General features: G+C 66.2%; 15 protein-coding genes. 10 read left to right on the forward strand and 5 right to left on the reverse strand.

All coding sequences use genetic code 11. From position 1 onward, the window contains the following. Window positions 1–114: 114 nt before the first annotated feature. Window positions 115–1002, reverse strand: a complete 888-nt coding sequence (locus BMY25_RS14245; RefSeq protein ID WP_177176870.1) for a LysR family transcriptional regulator — start codon at window positions 1000–1002, stop codon at window positions 115–117. A gap of 145 nt (window positions 1003–1147) precedes the next feature. Between BMY25_RS14245 and BMY25_RS14250 the strand changes: the two genes are divergently transcribed. The 8 genes from BMY25_RS14250 (at window position 1148) to BMY25_RS14285 (ending at window position 9504) form a co-directional block, all read left to right on the forward strand. Further along, window positions 1148–2716 carry an ABC transporter substrate-binding protein gene (locus BMY25_RS14250; protein WP_092497696.1) on the forward strand — a complete coding sequence of 523 codons (1569 nt, stop codon included), beginning with the start codon at window positions 1148–1150 and terminating at the stop codon, window positions 2714–2716. Between the two features lie 3 nt (window positions 2717–2719). Next, window positions 2720–3604, forward strand: coding sequence for a dihydrodipicolinate synthase family protein (locus BMY25_RS14255; RefSeq protein ID WP_092497698.1), 885 nt, complete (start codon window positions 2720–2722; stop codon window positions 3602–3604). Between the two features lie 31 nt (window positions 3605–3635). Beyond that, entirely contained in the window at window positions 3636–4592 is a 957-nt protein-coding gene (locus BMY25_RS14260; protein ID WP_092497882.1) for a nucleoside hydrolase, read from the forward strand. Further along, complete coding sequence (locus tag BMY25_RS14265) at window positions 4592–5560, forward strand: nucleoside hydrolase (RefSeq protein WP_092497700.1); 969 nt, start codon at window positions 4592–4594, stop codon at window positions 5558–5560. The genes BMY25_RS14260 and BMY25_RS14265 overlap by 1 nt, the downstream gene beginning before the upstream one ends. Continuing rightward, window positions 5557–6534: an ABC transporter permease gene (locus BMY25_RS14270; RefSeq protein WP_092497702.1), complete on the forward strand. Its 978-nt coding sequence runs from the start codon at window positions 5557–5559 to the stop codon at window positions 6532–6534. The genes BMY25_RS14265 and BMY25_RS14270 overlap by 4 nt, the downstream gene beginning before the upstream one ends. A gap of 77 nt (window positions 6535–6611) precedes the next feature. Continuing rightward, a complete protein-coding gene (locus tag BMY25_RS14275; RefSeq protein WP_092497884.1) occupies window positions 6612–7496 on the forward strand; it encodes an ABC transporter permease in 885 nt (294 codons plus the stop codon). Continuing rightward, window positions 7493–8482 (forward strand): ABC transporter ATP-binding protein, encoded by a 990-nt coding sequence (locus BMY25_RS14280; RefSeq protein ID WP_177176871.1) that lies wholly within the window; start codon window positions 7493–7495, stop codon window positions 8480–8482. Before BMY25_RS14275 ends, BMY25_RS14280 begins: the two co-directional genes overlap by 4 nt. Window positions 8483–8484: 2 nt before the next feature. Next, complete coding sequence (locus tag BMY25_RS14285) at window positions 8485–9504, forward strand: ABC transporter ATP-binding protein (protein WP_092497704.1); 1020 nt, start codon at window positions 8485–8487, stop codon at window positions 9502–9504. A gap of 63 nt (window positions 9505–9567) precedes the next feature. Here the strand turns inward: BMY25_RS14285 and leuA are convergent, their stop codons facing one another. The 3 genes from leuA to BMY25_RS14300 form a co-directional block, all read right to left on the reverse strand. Then, window positions 9568–11238, reverse strand: coding sequence for a 2-isopropylmalate synthase (leuA, locus tag BMY25_RS14290; RefSeq protein ID WP_092497706.1), 1671 nt, complete (start codon window positions 11236–11238; stop codon window positions 9568–9570). A 374-nt stretch (window positions 11239–11612) separates the two neighbouring features. Beyond that, the gene (locus BMY25_RS14295; RefSeq protein ID WP_092497708.1) at window positions 11613–12089 is read right to left on the reverse strand and encodes a YbaK/EbsC family protein; all 477 of its coding nucleotides are present in this window, start codon (window positions 12087–12089) and stop codon (window positions 11613–11615) included. Window positions 12090–12203: 114 nt separating this feature from the next. Next, entirely contained in the window at window positions 12204–12668 is a 465-nt protein-coding gene (locus tag BMY25_RS14300) for a carboxymuconolactone decarboxylase family protein (protein WP_092497710.1), read from the reverse strand. Window positions 12669–12733: 65 nt separating this feature from the next. Here BMY25_RS14300 and BMY25_RS14305 point away from each other — a divergent pair, with 65 nt between their 5' ends. Further along, window positions 12734–13183 carry a MarR family winged helix-turn-helix transcriptional regulator gene (locus BMY25_RS14305; RefSeq protein WP_092497712.1) on the forward strand — a complete coding sequence of 150 codons (450 nt, stop codon included), beginning with the start codon at window positions 12734–12736 and terminating at the stop codon, window positions 13181–13183. Between the two features lie 174 nt (window positions 13184–13357). Here the strand turns inward: BMY25_RS14305 and BMY25_RS14310 are convergent, their stop codons facing one another. Continuing rightward, window positions 13358–13987, reverse strand: coding sequence for a hypothetical protein (locus BMY25_RS14310; protein ID WP_092497714.1), 630 nt, complete (start codon window positions 13985–13987; stop codon window positions 13358–13360). 173 nt (window positions 13988–14160) lie between these two features. Between BMY25_RS14310 and BMY25_RS14315 the strand changes: the two genes are divergently transcribed. Continuing rightward, window positions 14161–15357: an aminotransferase class V-fold PLP-dependent enzyme gene (locus BMY25_RS14315; RefSeq protein ID WP_092497716.1), complete on the forward strand. Its 1197-nt coding sequence runs from the start codon at window positions 14161–14163 to the stop codon at window positions 15355–15357. Window positions 15358–15411: the final 54 nt, after the last annotated feature.

Here is a 15411-nt window from a genome sequence, read left to right on the forward strand (position 1 = left end):
GGAAGTGTGGAATCCGTAAGGTGGCATATTGTTACGAACGGTTGCAGGCGTCCGTGCTGGCAAATGACGGGGCGCTGCCCGCGCGCTTTCCGGCGTTCCACCGGGCTGAGGAACTCACCCGGCCTGACGGGTTCCCGCGCCGAGGCTCTGCCGGAAGGCCTCCTTCAGGATTGCGATGAAAGCGAGCGTCAGCTGGCTCTGCGGCGCCTGTGGCGGGCGGACGATGCTGTAGGAAAGGCGGAGGCGCGGGCGAAACGGCCTCACGGCAACCGCGGTGCCATGCTCCGAGGCGACCAGCGGATCGAGCACGGTGACGCCGAGACCCTGCCGGGCCAGCGCACAGCAATTGGCCAGAGACGCCTCGATGGGCGTGCGCGGCGTGATGCCGGCTTGCCGAAGCGCCTGGTCGATCAGCAGGCGGAGGGGGGATCGCCGACCGGGCAGGATCATGCGGTATCGGTCCAGATCCTCGATCCCGATCTCGTCCTGTGAGGCCAGCGGATGGTCCGGCGCCATGACAGTCACCGCCTCGGCTCCGGCGATTTCCTCGCAGGGCAGGTCGTTGCGCTCCCCGCTATAGACCAGCCCGAGGTCGTAGTGCCGGATCGCCACGAGATCGAACACGCGCTCGGTGCTTTCGGTGTCGAAAAGAACGGTGACATCGGGAAAGCGGCGCGCGAATTCCGGCACAACCAGGCGCATGCAGATGCCGTTCAGGGAGGTGACGCTGCCGACGCGCAGCACACCGCCGCGCACGGCGCGAATGTCCTGCGCCACGCGGCCGATCTGCTCCAGCCCCACATAGAGCTGCTCGACTTCGCGATACAGCAGAACGGCTTCTTCCATCGGAATGATCCGGTTGCCGTCGCGCTCGAACAGGGAGAAGCCGATTTCGGCTTCGAAATCGCGTATCAGGCGACTGATGGCGGGCTGCGTGACGTGCATGAGCTGGGCGGCCGCGCTGAAGGCGCCACTGATCATCACCGCCCGAAATGCTTCCACCTGTCTCGGATGGATCCTGAGGGTCATAATATCTGGTGATCGCTTGCCAAGGAATTGCGATTTGCCATCGCGCTGGAGCCCTTTCTACAAGCTCTTCCAGTAAAAAGCATGCGTCGCGCCACGAATGTGCGACCTGGGAGACTGTATGAGAAGGTTGACACTGGCCGTCCTCGCGACCGCCACGATGCTGGCAACCCCGTCGATGGTTCTTGCAGCCGATCTCACCATCGGGCTCGCGGCATCGCCGACCTCCATGGATCCGCAATTCTATGTCGTCGGGCCGAACAGCGCGATGGCCCGCAACATCTTCGACGGCCTCGTCAATCAGGACGAAGCCCAGCGCATCCAGCCGGCGCTCGCGATCTCCTGGAAGCTGGTCGACGACACGACCTGGGAGTTCAAGCTGCGGCCGGGCGTGAAATTCCACGACGGCTCCGACTTTACCGCGGCCGACGTGGTCGCCAGCATCCACCGCGTGCCGCTGGCGGCGAAGAACAGCCCCAGTTCCTTCGTGCCCTACGTCAAGGGCATCGCTTCGGTGGAAGCGGTGGATCCGCTGACGGTGCGCATCAAGACCAAGACGCCGGACGCGCTGCTTCTCAACAATCTCTCCCGCATCGCCATCCTGCCGGCGGCGGAAGAAAAGGTGCCCTCGGGCGATCTGAATGGCGGCAAGGGCGTGATCGGCACCGGTCCGTTCAAGTTCGTGTCGTGGTCGCCGCAGAACAATGTCGTCCTGCAGCGCAACCCGGACTATTGGGGCGAACCTGCCGCATGGGACAAGGTGACGTTCCGTACCTACACCGATCCGAGCGCGCGGGTCGCGGCCATCCTGGCGGGCGACGTCGACATGATCGAGAGCGTGCCGACCGCCGACGTCGGCACGCTTAAGAAGAAGGATTGGCTGCAGGTCGTTTCTGCGCCCAGCAACCGGGTGATGTACCTGCATCCCGACCAGGATCGGGACGTCTCGCCCTTCGCGAAGGGACCGGACGGGTCCAACCCCCTGCGCAAGCCCGAGGTGAGGCGCGCCATGTCGCTGGCGCTGAACCGGCAGGCCCTTGTCGACAAGATCATGGACGGGGAGGGTGCTCCCGCCGGCCAGCTGGTTCCCGAGGGCTACTTCGGCTACGCGCCCGCGCTCAAGCCCGATCCATACGATCCGGGCAGGGCGAAGCAGCTCCTGGCCGAAGCGGGCTACCCCAAGGGCTTCCAGCTCACCTTCCACGCCACCAACGACCGCTATCCCAACGACTCGCTGGTGGCGCAGGCGATCGGCCAGCTTTTCACCCGCGTCGGCATCCAGACCAAGATCGAAACCCTGCCGGGCAGCGTCTATTTCTCCCGCGCCTCCAAGCGCGAGTTCTCGCTGATCATGGGCGGCGCGGCGGTGGAGACGGGCGAGGCTTCCGGCGTGCTCGGGCCGCTGCTGGAAACCTACGGGCCCGGCGCCGGGCAGGGCAATCGAGGCCGATATTCCTCGCCGGAATTCGACGCGGCGCTGCGGGAGGCACGTGCCACGGTGGACGACGCAAGGCGTTCCGAGCTTCTGCAGAAGGCCGCGACCATTTCCATGAACGATCTCGGCGTCATCCCGCTCTTCTTCCTGTCCAATGTCTGGAGCCTGAAAGCCGGGCTCCATTTCGGCGGCCGCACCGATGGTTACACCCTCGCCTATGACGTCAAACCGGGCCCGCAAGCGGAGGCGAAGTAGACATTGAGCGATTTCCGCGGCGTTTTCCCCTATCTCGTCTCGCCGGTAAACCCGGACGGGACGATCCGGCGCCAGGTGCTGGCCGACCTGACCGAGCAGCTGATCGCCTCCGGCGTGCACGGTCTGGTGCCGCTCGGCAGCACCGGCGAATTCGCCTATCTCTCGCACACCCAGCGCTACGACGTCGTCCGCACCGTGGTGGAAGCCGCGAATGGGCGGGTGCCCGTCGTGGCCGGCGTCGCGTCCACGTCCATCGTCGACGCCGAAGCGCAGGCGCGAATGATGGTCGACCTCGGCGCCGACGCGATCGTGGCGATCATGGAGGCTTATTTCCCGGTTCCCGACTCGGGCGTCGAGGCGTATTTCCGCAGGATCGCAGCGGCCGCGAGCGGCCGGCCGGTGGTGCTCTACACCAATCCCAATTTCCAGCGTTCCGACCTCACGTTGCCGGTGATCGAGCGGCTCAGCCACGTTCCCAACATCGAATATATAAAGGATGCCTCGTCCAACACCGGGCGGCTCCTGTCGATCATGGGACTGGTGGAAGACCGCATGAAGGTCTTCGCCGCCTCCGCGCACATTCCGGCCTGCGTGATGCTGATCGGCGGCGTCGGCTGGATGGCCGGTCCGGCCTGCTTGCTGCCGCGTCAGAGCATCGCGCTGTACGAGGCCGCGCGTGCCGGCGACTGGAGCCGCGCGATGGAGTTGCAGCGGCCGCTCTGGCGCATCAACGAACTCTTTGCCCGCCACTCGCTCGCCGCCTGCATAAAGGCCGGACTTGAGCTTCAGGGCTTCCCCGTCGGCGATCCCGTGGCACCACAGGCGCCGCTCGGCGATGCGGCGCGGGCCGACCTTGCCGACGCGCTTCGCGATCTCGGCGCGCTCTGACGCGCCGCTCCTCATTCAGGCTGGATCGATCTTGACCTCTCTCCCCATCATCATCGACTGCGATCCCGGCGTCGACGACGCCATCGCGCTTCTGCTGGCGCTTGCCTCGCCGAAGCTCGACATCCGTGGCGTCACGGTCGTCTGCGGCAACGTCCCGGTTTCCGCGACCTCGCGGAACGCGTTGCAGATCCTCGAACTCGCGGGCCGGTCCGATATCCCGGTCTATGCCGGCTGCCCTCGTCCGCTGGTCGTCGCGCCGATCTACGGCCAGTTCCACGGTGTGGGCGGCCTCGGCAAGACCGAGTTGCCCGCCCCGTCCCACGATGTCGCGCCCGGTCACGCCGTGGACTTCCTGATCCGCCAGCTGGAGCATGCGTTGGCCGCGGACCAGCAGATCACGATCTGCACGCTGGGGCCGATGACCAATATCGGCGTGCTCCTCCGCATGCGGCCGGATCTGGGCCCCGCGATCGCGCGGATCGTTTCCATGGGCGGCGCCTACCGCGAGGCGGGCAACCGCACCATGACGTCGGAGTTCAATATGCTGGCCGATCCGCACGCGGCGAGCATCGTTTTTTCCTCCGATATCCCGATCGTCAGCATCTCGCTGGATGCCACGCATCAGGTCATGGCGACGCCGGAGCGGGCGCAGCGCTTCCTGCCCTACAAGGGTCGGGTGGGCGAGACGGTCTCCGCATTCCTGTCGCACTGGGACCGCAACGATCCGCGCCGCTACGGTTCGCGCGGCGGTCCGATGCACGACCCGCTGGTGACCGCCTTCCTGATCGCGCCGCACCTCTTCGAGACGGAGCGGGCGCGGGTTTTCGTGGAGCATTCCAGCCCGCTCTGCCTCGGCCAGACGGTCGCCGACCGCTACGGCAAGTCCGGCGAGACACCGAACGTGGATATCGTCACGAAGGTCGATGCCGAGGGCTTCTTCGCGCTGTTGGAAGAGCACCTTGCGCGCTATTCGCCGGTCGAGGCGTAATGACCGCGATCATCATGGACGCCGATCCCGGCGTCGACGATCTGGCGGCGATCCTGCTGGCGCTGGCGAGCCCGGAGCTCTCCGTGCTCGGCGTGACGACCGTGGCCGGCAACGTGCCCGTCGAGGCTTCCGCCGCCAATGCCTGCAAGGCTCTGGCGCTCGCCGGGCGGAAGGACGTGCCCGTCTTCGCCGGCTGCTCCCGTCCCCTGGTCCGGGCGCAGATCTTCGGCAAGCACGCGTATCTCGGCGCTTTTCCGGACCATGTGGTACCGGCCACGGACAAACGGCCCGAACCCGCTCACGCCGTCTCCTTCATCGCCGACGCCGCCCGGCAGGCGGTCGCGTCCGGCACGCCGCTGACGATCTGCGCCACCGGGCCGCTCACGAACCTCGCGATGGCGCTGACCCTGGACGAGAACGTCAAGGCCGGTATCGCCCGGATTGTCATCATGGGCGGCGCCTTCACCGCACTCGGCAACCGTGCGCCGTGGGCGGAGATGAACATGCTCGCCGATCCGCACGCGGCGCATGCCGTGCTGGCGAGCGGCGTGCCGGTCTCGCTGTTTCCGCTGGACGTGACCCTTCAGGCGCTGGTGGAGGACAGTCACCTCCAGCGCATGCGGGAAGGGGCCGGACGGGCGGGCAGGGCGCTGGCCGATCTCTTCCAGCTTTCCGACCGCAGCGATATTGACCGCTACGGCCGGCCGGGCGGCCCGATCCACGACATCATGCCGGTTGCCTTCCTGCTCGCGCCGGAGCTTTTCGAGATGCGTCATGCGGCGATCGGCGTGGAAACCGGCGACCACACGATGGGGCACACCTACGCCGATTTTTCCGGCGAAGCGGCTGCGGCCGGTTCGGCGGAGATCGCGCGCCGGGTGGATGACCAGGCGCTGCTCTCGCTTCTGCTCGATCGACTTGAAACCTATGCGTCGAAGAACGCTTCGACTGCGGAGATCCGGCCATGACCGCCTATCTTCTGCGCCGGCTCGGGCAGACCGTCGTGACGCTCTTCGTCATGTCGCTGCTGGTCTTCATCGGCCTTTACATGATCGGCAATCCGGTCGACGTGCTCATCAGTTCCAGCGCGACCCCGCAGGAGCGGCAGGCGGTGATCGCGGCGATGGGCCTCGATCAGCCCCTCTGGTTCCAGTACTGGACCTTCCTGAGCCATGCGCTCACGGGCGATCTCGGCAAGTCGTTCGTCTATAACCAGCCGGCGCTCCGGCTGATCCTTTCGCGCATGCCGGCGACGCTGGAACTCGCGTTCTCCGCGCTCGTCCTGGCGCTTGTCTTCGGCATTCCGCTGGGCCTCCTGGCGGGGCTGAAGCCGAAGGCGCTGGTCTCGCGCGTCATCATGGTGTCCTCCATCCTCGGCTTCAGCCTGCCGACCTTCTGGATCGGCCTGATGATGATCATGCTCTTCAGCGTGAAGCTCGGCTGGCTCCCCGCATCGGGACGCGGCGACACGGTGAACGTGCTGGGCGTGCCGATCAGCATCCTGACCCTCGACGGCCTTCGCCACATCGCGTTGCCCGCACTGAACCTCGCGCTCTTCAAGATCTCGCTGGTGATCCGGCTGACGCGGGCCGGCGTGATCGAGTGCATGCAGATGGAATATGTCCGCTTCGCCCGCGCCAAGGGCGTATCGGAAGCGCGGATCGTCACCGTCCACGTGCTGAAGAACACGCTGATTCCGCTGATCACCGTGATCGGGCTGGAATTCGGCTCGGTGATCGCCTTCGCGGTCGTCACGGAAACGATCTTCGCATGGCCCGGCATGGGCAAGCTCATCATCGATGCGATCTCCGTGCTCGATCGGCCGGTCATTCTCGCCTACCTGCTGATGACGGTCGTGCTGTTCACGCTGATCAACCTCGTGGTCGATATCTTCTATTCGGTGGCGGATCCGCGCGTCCGCCTTGGGGAGGCCGCAGAATGAGCGCCACGACCGAAACACCGCACGCAGACGCCGCGCTGATCGACGCTGCGCTGATCGACCCGAATGTCGGAGAGGAGATGCCGCCGGAGCCGACGCGGCCGGTCATCCTCTTCCTGCAGCGGCTGCTGGCGGACAGGATCGGCCTTGTCGGCGTGCTTCTCGTCGGCGTGCTGGTGCTGGCCGCGGTCTTCGCCCCGCTGCTCGGCTGGCAGAACCCCTACGACCTGTCGCAGCTTGACTTCCTCGACGGTCGTCTGCCGCCCGGCTCGCATTCCTCCACCGGCATGACCTTCCTGCTCGGCTCCGACGACCAGGGCCGCGATCTCTTCAGCGCCATCCTCTTCGGCCTGCGCACCAGCCTTCTCGTCGGCGTGGTCAGTGCCGTCATCGCGCTGGTCATCGGCGCCGCGGCCGGTCTCGTCAGCGCCTATGCCGGCGGTCGGATCGATACGCTGATCATGCGCATCGTGGATATCCAGCTTTCGTTTCCGGCGATCCTGATCGCGCTGATCCTGCTGGCGATCCTGGGACAGGGCGTCGACAAGATCATCCTCGCGCTCGTGGTGACGCAATGGGCCTATTACGCCCGCACGATCCGCGCTTCCGCGCTGGTGGAGCGCCGCCGCGCCTATGTCGATGCCGCGCGCTGCCTGGCGTTGCCGCCGCGCAAGATCGTCTTTTCCCACATCCTGCCGAACTGCCTGCCGCCGCTGATCGTAGTCGTCACCATGCGCATCGCCTATGCGATCAGCCTGGAAGCGACGCTCTCCTTCCTCGGCATCGGCCTGCCCGTGACGCAGCCTTCGCTCGGGCTCCTGATCGCCAACGGTTTCAAGTACCTCATGTCCGGCGATTACTGGATCTCGCTCTTTCCCGGCCTCGCGCTGCTGCTCCTGATCGTCGGCATCAACCTGATCGGCGACACCCTCCGCGACCTGCTGAACCCGAGGATGCATCGATGACACCCGCAGCCAACGCGGAGAAGATGCTTGTCGTCTCCGGCCTGGAGACCCGCTTCAACACGTCCAGGGGGCCGGTCGCGGCCGTGCGCGACGTCAACATCGAGGTCGGGCGGGGCGAGATCGTCGGGCTCGTGGGCGAATCCGGCTCCGGCAAGTCGGTGACAGGCTTGTCGCTGATGGGGCTCATCGATGCGCCCGGCGAGATCACCGGCGGACGCATCCTGCTGAACGGCGAGGATCTCCGGTCCGTCGGGGGCAAGCGGCTGCGGCAGCTGCGCGGCGACCGCATCGCGATGATCTTCCAGGATCCCATGATGACGCTGAACCCGGTCCTGCGCATCGACACGCAGATGATCGAGGCGATCCGCGCCCATGACCGGAAGATCAGCCGGGAGGCGGCCCGGCAACGCTGCCGGGATGCGCTGGGCCTCGTCGGCATTCCCTCGCCGGACGAGCGGCTTCTCGCCTACCCCCACGAGTTCTCCGGCGGTATGCGCCAGCGCGTGGCCATCGCCATCGCCATGTTGAACAATCCCGACATCATCATCGCGGACGAGCCGACCACGGCGCTCGACGTGACGATCCAGGCGCAGATCCTGGCGGAGATGCAGAAGCTCTGCCGCCAGCGCGGCACGGCGCTGATCTGGGTGACGCACGACCTCACCGTCGTCGCCGGCCTCGCCGACCGCGTCTACGTCATGTATGCCGGCAGCGTCGTGGAGCAGGGGCCGGTGGACGCGCTCCTCGACCGGCCTATCCATCCCTATACGGATGGGCTGATCCGCTCGATCCCCTCGCATAACGAACCCGGCCGGCCGTTGCACCAGATCCCGGGCATGACGCCGGCGCTCGACCGCATGCCCCAGGGTTGCCGCTTCCATCCCCGCTGCGCCCGCCGCACGGAGGGCTGCCTTTCCGAGATCCCGCTGATGGATTTCGGCGGCGGTCGCCGCGCCCGCTGCATCCACCCGCTCGTGGAGGGCTGATCATGACCGAACCGCTTATCAGGGCCGAGAAGCTTTCCCGCCGCTTCGCCAGGACGCCCGACTTCGCCGCCCGTCTAGCCAGTCGCTTCGGCGCGGGCGCCAAGCCGCGCGTGGTCCATGCCGTGGACGAGGTGGATCTCGCGATCGGGCAGGGCGAAGTTGTCGGGCTCGTCGGCGAATCCGGCTGCGGCAAGTCCACGCTCGGCCGCATCATCGCCGGCATCGACCGGCCGACCAGCGGCCGCGTACTTTATCGCGGTGAAGACGTCGCGAAGGCGGAGGGCGACCACGCCCGCCATATCGCGCTCAAGGTGCAGATGATCTTCCAGGATCCTCTGGACTGCCTCAATCCGCGCTACCGGATGGGCGACATCGTCGGCGAGGCGCCGAAGTTCCACAAGGTCGTGCCTGCCCGGGAGATCGACGCCCATGTCGACCGGGTGCTCAGCCAGTGCGGCGTCGACACCCGCATGAAGGATCGCTTCCCGCACCAGTTCTCCGGCGGCCAGCGTCAGCGCATCGGCATTGCCCGCGCTCTGGCGGTGCGGCCGGAGATGATCGTCTGCGACGAGTCGGTGGCCTCGCTCGACGTCTCGATCCAGGCGCAGATCATCAACCTCTTCATGCGGCTGCGCGAGGAACTGGATCTCAGCTACCTATTCGTCAGCCACGATATCGGCGTGGTGCGCCACATCGCGGACCGGGTCGTCGTGATGTATCTCGGCCGCGTGGTGGAGGAGGGATCGGCGGGCGAACTGTTCGCGGAGCCGAACCATCCCTATACGCAGGCGCTGCTGCGCGAAGTGCCGCGCCTCGACAATCGCCATGCGAGCTTCAACCCGCTGAAGGGCGAGCTGCCGTCGCCGCTTTCGCCGCCGTCGGGCTGCCACTTCCATCCGCGCTGCCCCTTCGCGATGGAGCGTTGCCGCGTGGAACGTCCGGCGCTGAAGGAGATCGCGCCCGGCCGCCGCTCCGCCTGCCATCTGAACGACATGGCTGCCGTCAACCGGCCGGCGGCATAAGCGACCGACGCGCGTGGGCTGTACCGGCGGGATGACGAGAACGTCGCCCCGCCGGAATGCCGGTCAGAGCGCGTTGGCGGCGCTGAGGACGGCCTTTACAGACGCGGTTGCGATATCCGTGTCGATGCCGACGCCGTAGATCCGTCGATCGTCCGGCGTGCGGCATTCCAGATAGGCGACGGCCTGCGAGTCGGAGCCGCGCTTCAGCGCGTGCTCGTGATAGTCCACCACCTCGATGCCGAAGCCGCAGCGTTCGTTCAGCGCGGCGACCGCACTGGAGATCAGCCCGTTGCCGCGACCGGTCACGGTCGCTTCTTCCCCATCGATGCGGACGCGGCCGACGAAGACGCGATCCTGACCCGTCCGTCGCGGGCCCGGCTCCTCGTATTCCACGAGGTCGAAGCGCTGCTCGCCGGCGAGATGGTAGCTTTCCTCGAAGGCCGACCAGATATTGGCCGCCGTCATTTCCCGGCCGGTCCGGTCGGCGATGTCCTGCACCTTGCGGCTGAAATCGATCTGGAAGCGGCGCGGCAGCTGCAGGCCCTTGTCCTGCTCCAGCACCCAGGCGACGCCGCCCTTGCCGGACTGGCTGTTGACGCGGATCACCGCCTCGTAGGTCTCGCCGAGATCGGCGGGATCGATCGGCAGGTAGGGCATCTCCCAGACGCCGTCATTGCGCTTGGAATGGGCCGAGAAGCCCTTCTTGATCGCGTCCTGATGCGAGCCGGAGAAGGCGGTGAAGACGAGTTCGCCCGCATAGGGGTGGCGCGGATGGACGGGCAACTTGTTGCAATGCTCCGCCGTGCGAACCACGCGCCGCATATCGCCGAAATCGAGACCGGGATCGATGCCCTGCGTGTAGAGGTTCAGCGCCAGCGTCACGAGATCGACATTGCCGGTGCGCTCGCCATTGCCGAAGAGGCAACCCTCCACCCGGTCGGCGCCGGCCAGGACGGCGAGTTCCGTCGCCGCGACCGCCGTGCCGCGATCGTTGTGCGGGTGGACGCAGATCACCACGGAATCGCGACGCGAAACGTGGCGGCAGAACCATTCGATCTGGTCGGCATAGACGTTCGGCATCGCCACCTCGACGGTGCCTGGCAGGTTCAGGATCACCGGGCGCTCCGGCGTCGGCTGCCAGACGTCGAGCACGCGTTCGCAGATCTCCAGCGCGAAATCCGGCTCCGTGAAGGAGAAGGTTTCCGGCGAATACTGGAAGATCCACTCTGTTTCCGGCCGCTTCCGGGCTTCGCGCAGCATGATCTTCGCCCCGGCGACGGCGAGGTCGACGATCTCCTGCTTTTCCATGCGGAAGACGACGCGGCGGAAGAGCGGCGCCGTGGCGTTGTAGAGATGGACGATCGCCCGGCGGGCACCCGTGAGCGCCTCGAAGGTCCGCACGATCAGGTCCTCGCGCGACTGCGTGAGCACCTGCACCGCGACGTCCTCGGGGATGCGGTTACCCTCAATCAGGCCGCGAACGAAATCGAACTCCGTCTGCGAGGCGGAGGGGAAGCCGATCTCGATTTCCTTGAAGCCGACCTCGAGCAGCATGTCGTAGAAGCGCATCTTCTTCTCGACATCCATCGGATCGGCGAGCGCCTGATTTCCGTCGCGCAGGTCGGTCGAGACCCATCGCGGGGCCTTGGTCATACGGCGGGAGGGCCATTGCCGGTCCGGCAGGTCGATGCCGGATTCGAAGGGGCGGTACTTGGTCTCTGGATTCGTCAACATAGCGGGTCTTCACTGAGCTGGTATTCGGAATGGGGGGTCGAATACGGCAGAGCTACAGCCGTCGGGCAGCCGTCAGTCCCGACGACCGTCGATAAGTCGCAGAGCCCGGAAAAGGATCAGAGACGCCGGAAAGATCGGCTCAAGGCAGGAGATGAAAGATCGGTCGGTGACCATGATGATGTCCGCACAGGCAACGTTCAAACGACAGAGATCCCGCCTTCCTCAGAAGGTCGGGCCGGAAAGTCGAAGAAGTGCACCGTTGCGGAATGTCATGACTTGCCGTTTTTCACAGCGGCGCGTCCGTGTCAACCCGCAGGGAGCCCCCGCGCGTGGGCCCGGTGCAGGCACGAGGCGAGGACGACGAAGCGTCCGCGTTACGCAGAGCAGGACGCTGCCGGGAGAAGCTGCGCGGAAACGGCCGTCTTCAACCGCTGGGGCTCCGCTCTGAACACCGCATTGGGAGCGCCTGCCGCCGCCCAGACGAAGTCATGCTCCAGGAGGCCGGGATCCATGAAAATCGGGATCGGAGCGATGTGCCCCAGCGGCGACACACCGCCGATCGCGAAGCCGGTGACCTCGCGCACCCGCTTCGCGTCGGCCCGCTCCAGCTCTCCGCCCACGGCGTGGCCGGCTCGTTCGAGGTCCACCTGACGATCGCCCGCAACGAGCAGCAGGACGAGTTCGCCTGTCGCTTTTTTCTGGAAGACGAGAGACTTGACGATCTGCGCCTCCGAGCAACCGCAAGCGGACGCGGCCTCGCGGGCGGTGCGCGTGCTCTCCGGCATGGTCAGGATATCGATGTCGAGGCCAGCACCTGCGGCTGCCTCCTTGACGCGCGTCGTGCTTTTCATCCTCGTCCCCATGCACTTTGTTTGAATGTTCCTCCGAACGATAAAAGCGACCCATGCCGCGAGGCAATGCCTTGGCTTGCCCCGACGCTTTGCGATGTCTCGCCTCGCTGCGCGTCAGCTTCCGGGGAACACCGGCGCGAAGCGGAGGCCCACGCCCAGTCTGTTCCATGCGTTGATGGTGGCGATGGCTGCCGTGAGGAAGATCGCTTCCGCCTCCGAGACGTGCAGGCGCAGCCGGCCGAAGGCGTCTTCCGGGGGCGATGCGGAGGGCAGGGCGGTCAGGAGTTCGGCCCATTCCAGGGCGGCTTTCTCCCGGTCGGAGAACAGGCCGGCATCCCGCCACGCGGCGAGGAGGTCGAGTTTGGCGGCCGCGACGCCGATCTTGCGCGCGATGTTCAGATGGTGCTGCACGCAGAAAGCGCAGCCGTTGATCTGCGAGACGCGCAGCTTCACCAGTTCGGTGAGTTGCTTCTCCAGACCGGAAGCGTCGACGGCCTTGCCGAGCGCCAGCAGCCCGGCCTCGATGCCCGGCGCTGTGGACGCGAAGGTCTCGTAATCGACGTTCGCGGCGTGGGACATGGTTGGCTACTCCGGGGGAAAACGGTAATATCAGACCTCGGACATGATATCAGAGTACTGAGAATATGCGCAAGGTGCCGGAGGCGGGCGAGGGCAAGCGGGGCGAGGGCGGCTATCTCGGCTACCTGCTCAGGCAAGCGGCCGCCGCTTATCGTAACCGGGCGGAGCGGGCGCTCTCCGACCTTGGCCTGACGCAGCCGCAGTTCTCGGTTCTCACGATGGTGACGGCCTATCCGGGCCTGTCGAACGCGGACGTGGCGCGCCTCTCGCTGCTGACCCCGCAAACCGCCAATGTGATCGTCGTCAATCTGGAGAAGAGCGGCGCGATCCGGCGCACGCCTCACGCGGTGCACGGCCGCATCCAGCAGATCGAGGTGACCGAGCATGGCGCGGCGCTTCTCGCCGTTGCCAGGGAGCGAATCCAGGCGCTCGAAGGGGAATTGACGGACGACATGCCCCCCGACGAGGAGCGCATCGTCCGCAAGTGGCTCGTCGGGGTGGCGGAAGGCGGCTGATCCGGACTGCCCGGAATTGCGGGCTTTGTATTCGGCTGGAAGAGTACCGACGCGGCGGCCACGACCGCATCGGCAGGATCAGCTATCGCGGGAGACTGCCTTTGCGTCACCGCAGGGCAAAGCGAGCGGCAGCGACCGGTCAGCGCGGTCGGGCAGCGTGCCCGGCTGGCGTTTTCATCGCCACCCATCCGGAAGAGCGGGGCCGGGATCCTGCAACGGGCCGACGTAAAGTCCCGCCTGCTTCCGGGACGAAGCGACGTCCTCCGCACTCATCGAGTCGAAGGCCTTTCTCGCTCCGGCGACATATTCGGCCCGGGTTCTGTCGACCAGCGCGCTCCACAGTTTGGCGGTCATGTTGGAGGGCCGCTCGCCGTAGAGCGGGAAGTGGCTTTCGTAGGCCATAGCCCGCTCCACCACGGCTTTCCAGGCCCCGACGTCGCTGGCGATCCAGCCGTTGACCTGCGGTCCGAGACCGTCGTTGATGGAAGCGCGCAACGCGCTGGCGCCGTCGCCGTTCTGATCGGCGAGCGCCCAAGGCCGCGTGCGCTCCTGGAAGACATAGAACCAGAAGGTTGCCTGCAGACGCGCTCCCTTCGCCCAGAGCGCCTGTACCGCCGTTGCGTAACTGAAGGGGTCGGCAAGCTCCGGGTGGGCGAGGATCTGGTCCGTCGGCAATGCCGTCGTGCTCGGTTCGGCCGCACTCATGTCCGGTATCGGCTCCTCGGCCCGCAGGCCGGACCCGCTGAGGACGAGAATCGCGAGGCCGGTGGCAACAGCCAGTCCTGCTTTCCTGATCGCTGACATCGGCAGATCCTTCCTTGTCCTCTGGTGGGCCGCGCTTCGGCGCCGTGCTGCGATCCCGCGAGGGGCGCCGGTGACGAAAAGGCCGAGCTTCGCCCGACTGCGGACCTTGACTCGATAGACCACAGAGGCTCCTTATAACGATACAACATCCATTATTCTGGAATGGACAGAACGTGGCACTTCCGATCCGACAGCAACTTGGCCTGCGCCCGATCATCAATGTTTCCGGCACGATGACGGGGCTTGGAGCATCCATCGTCGTCTCGGAGGCGGTGGAGGCCATCACGGCCGTCCTGCCGGAATTCGTGGAGATTTCCGATCTCCAGCGCAAGGCCAGTGCGGTCATTGCCCGCCTCTGCGGTTCGGAAGCCGGTTTCGTCACGGCGTCCTGCAGCGCCGGTATCACGCTTTCGGTCGCGGCCTGCATGACGGGCAGCGATCTTTCGGCAATCGAGCGGCTGCCGGATACGACGGGCCTGAAGAACGAAGTCCTGATCCAGACCGGCCATATGGTGGGCTACGGCGCGCCGGTAGAGCAGGGGATCCGGCTGGCCGGGGCCGGGGTGGTGCCCGTTGGGCAGGCGACGCATGTCGCGGGCTATCAGCTTGCGGGCGCCATCACCGAGCGGACCGCGGCGGCCGTCTACGTGATTTCGCACCATGCCGTTCAATACGGAATGCTGCCGCTGAAGCAGTTCTGCGACATCGCGCATTCCAAGGGCGTGCCGGTGATCGTGGACGCGGCATCGGAATACGATCTCAGGGGCTTTCTGGAGGCGGGCGCCGACATCGCACTCTACTCGTCCCACAAATTTCTGGGCGGTCCGACCGGTGGCATCGTCGCCGGCAGCAAGGATCTGGTCCGCGCCACGTATCTCCAGAATAATGGCATCGGCCGTGGCATGAAGGTCGGCAAGGAAGGCATGGTCGGCACGATCGCCGCGCTGACGGCCTGGGAGAAGCGGGACCACGAGGGCATCCGCAGGCGCGAAAAGGCGGCGCTGGACCTTTGGCTTCAGCGGCTGAACGGACGACCGGGGGTTGTCGTGACGATCGATCCCGATCCCACGCATAACCCGCTCGACCGGCTCAAGGTTTCCGTCGAGCCACAGGCTGCGCACATCACGGCCTGGGATCTCGCAGATGCGATGTCCCGCGGCACGCCGCCGATCATCGTGCGCGATCACGAGGTGGAGCACGGCTATTTCTATCTCGATCCCTGCAACCTGCACGAGGGCGAGGAGACGGTCGTCGCGGACCGGCTGACGGAGGAACTGGACAAGGCGCGCGCCTCCAACGAGATCATCGCCAGCGACCTCGGCGAGCGGCTGGCCCGCCGGGAAGCGAGCATCACGGCCTGGCCGGACTGAGGGCAGCGGGAGCGGGCGAGCCATCCAGGTGGTTCGCTTGACCCGACGGCGCCC

Origin of the sequence: Faunimonas pinastri, from assembly GCF_900110915.1 — a bacterium.
GTDB classification, from domain to species: Bacteria; Pseudomonadota; Alphaproteobacteria; order Rhizobiales; family Afifellaceae; genus Faunimonas; species Faunimonas pinastri.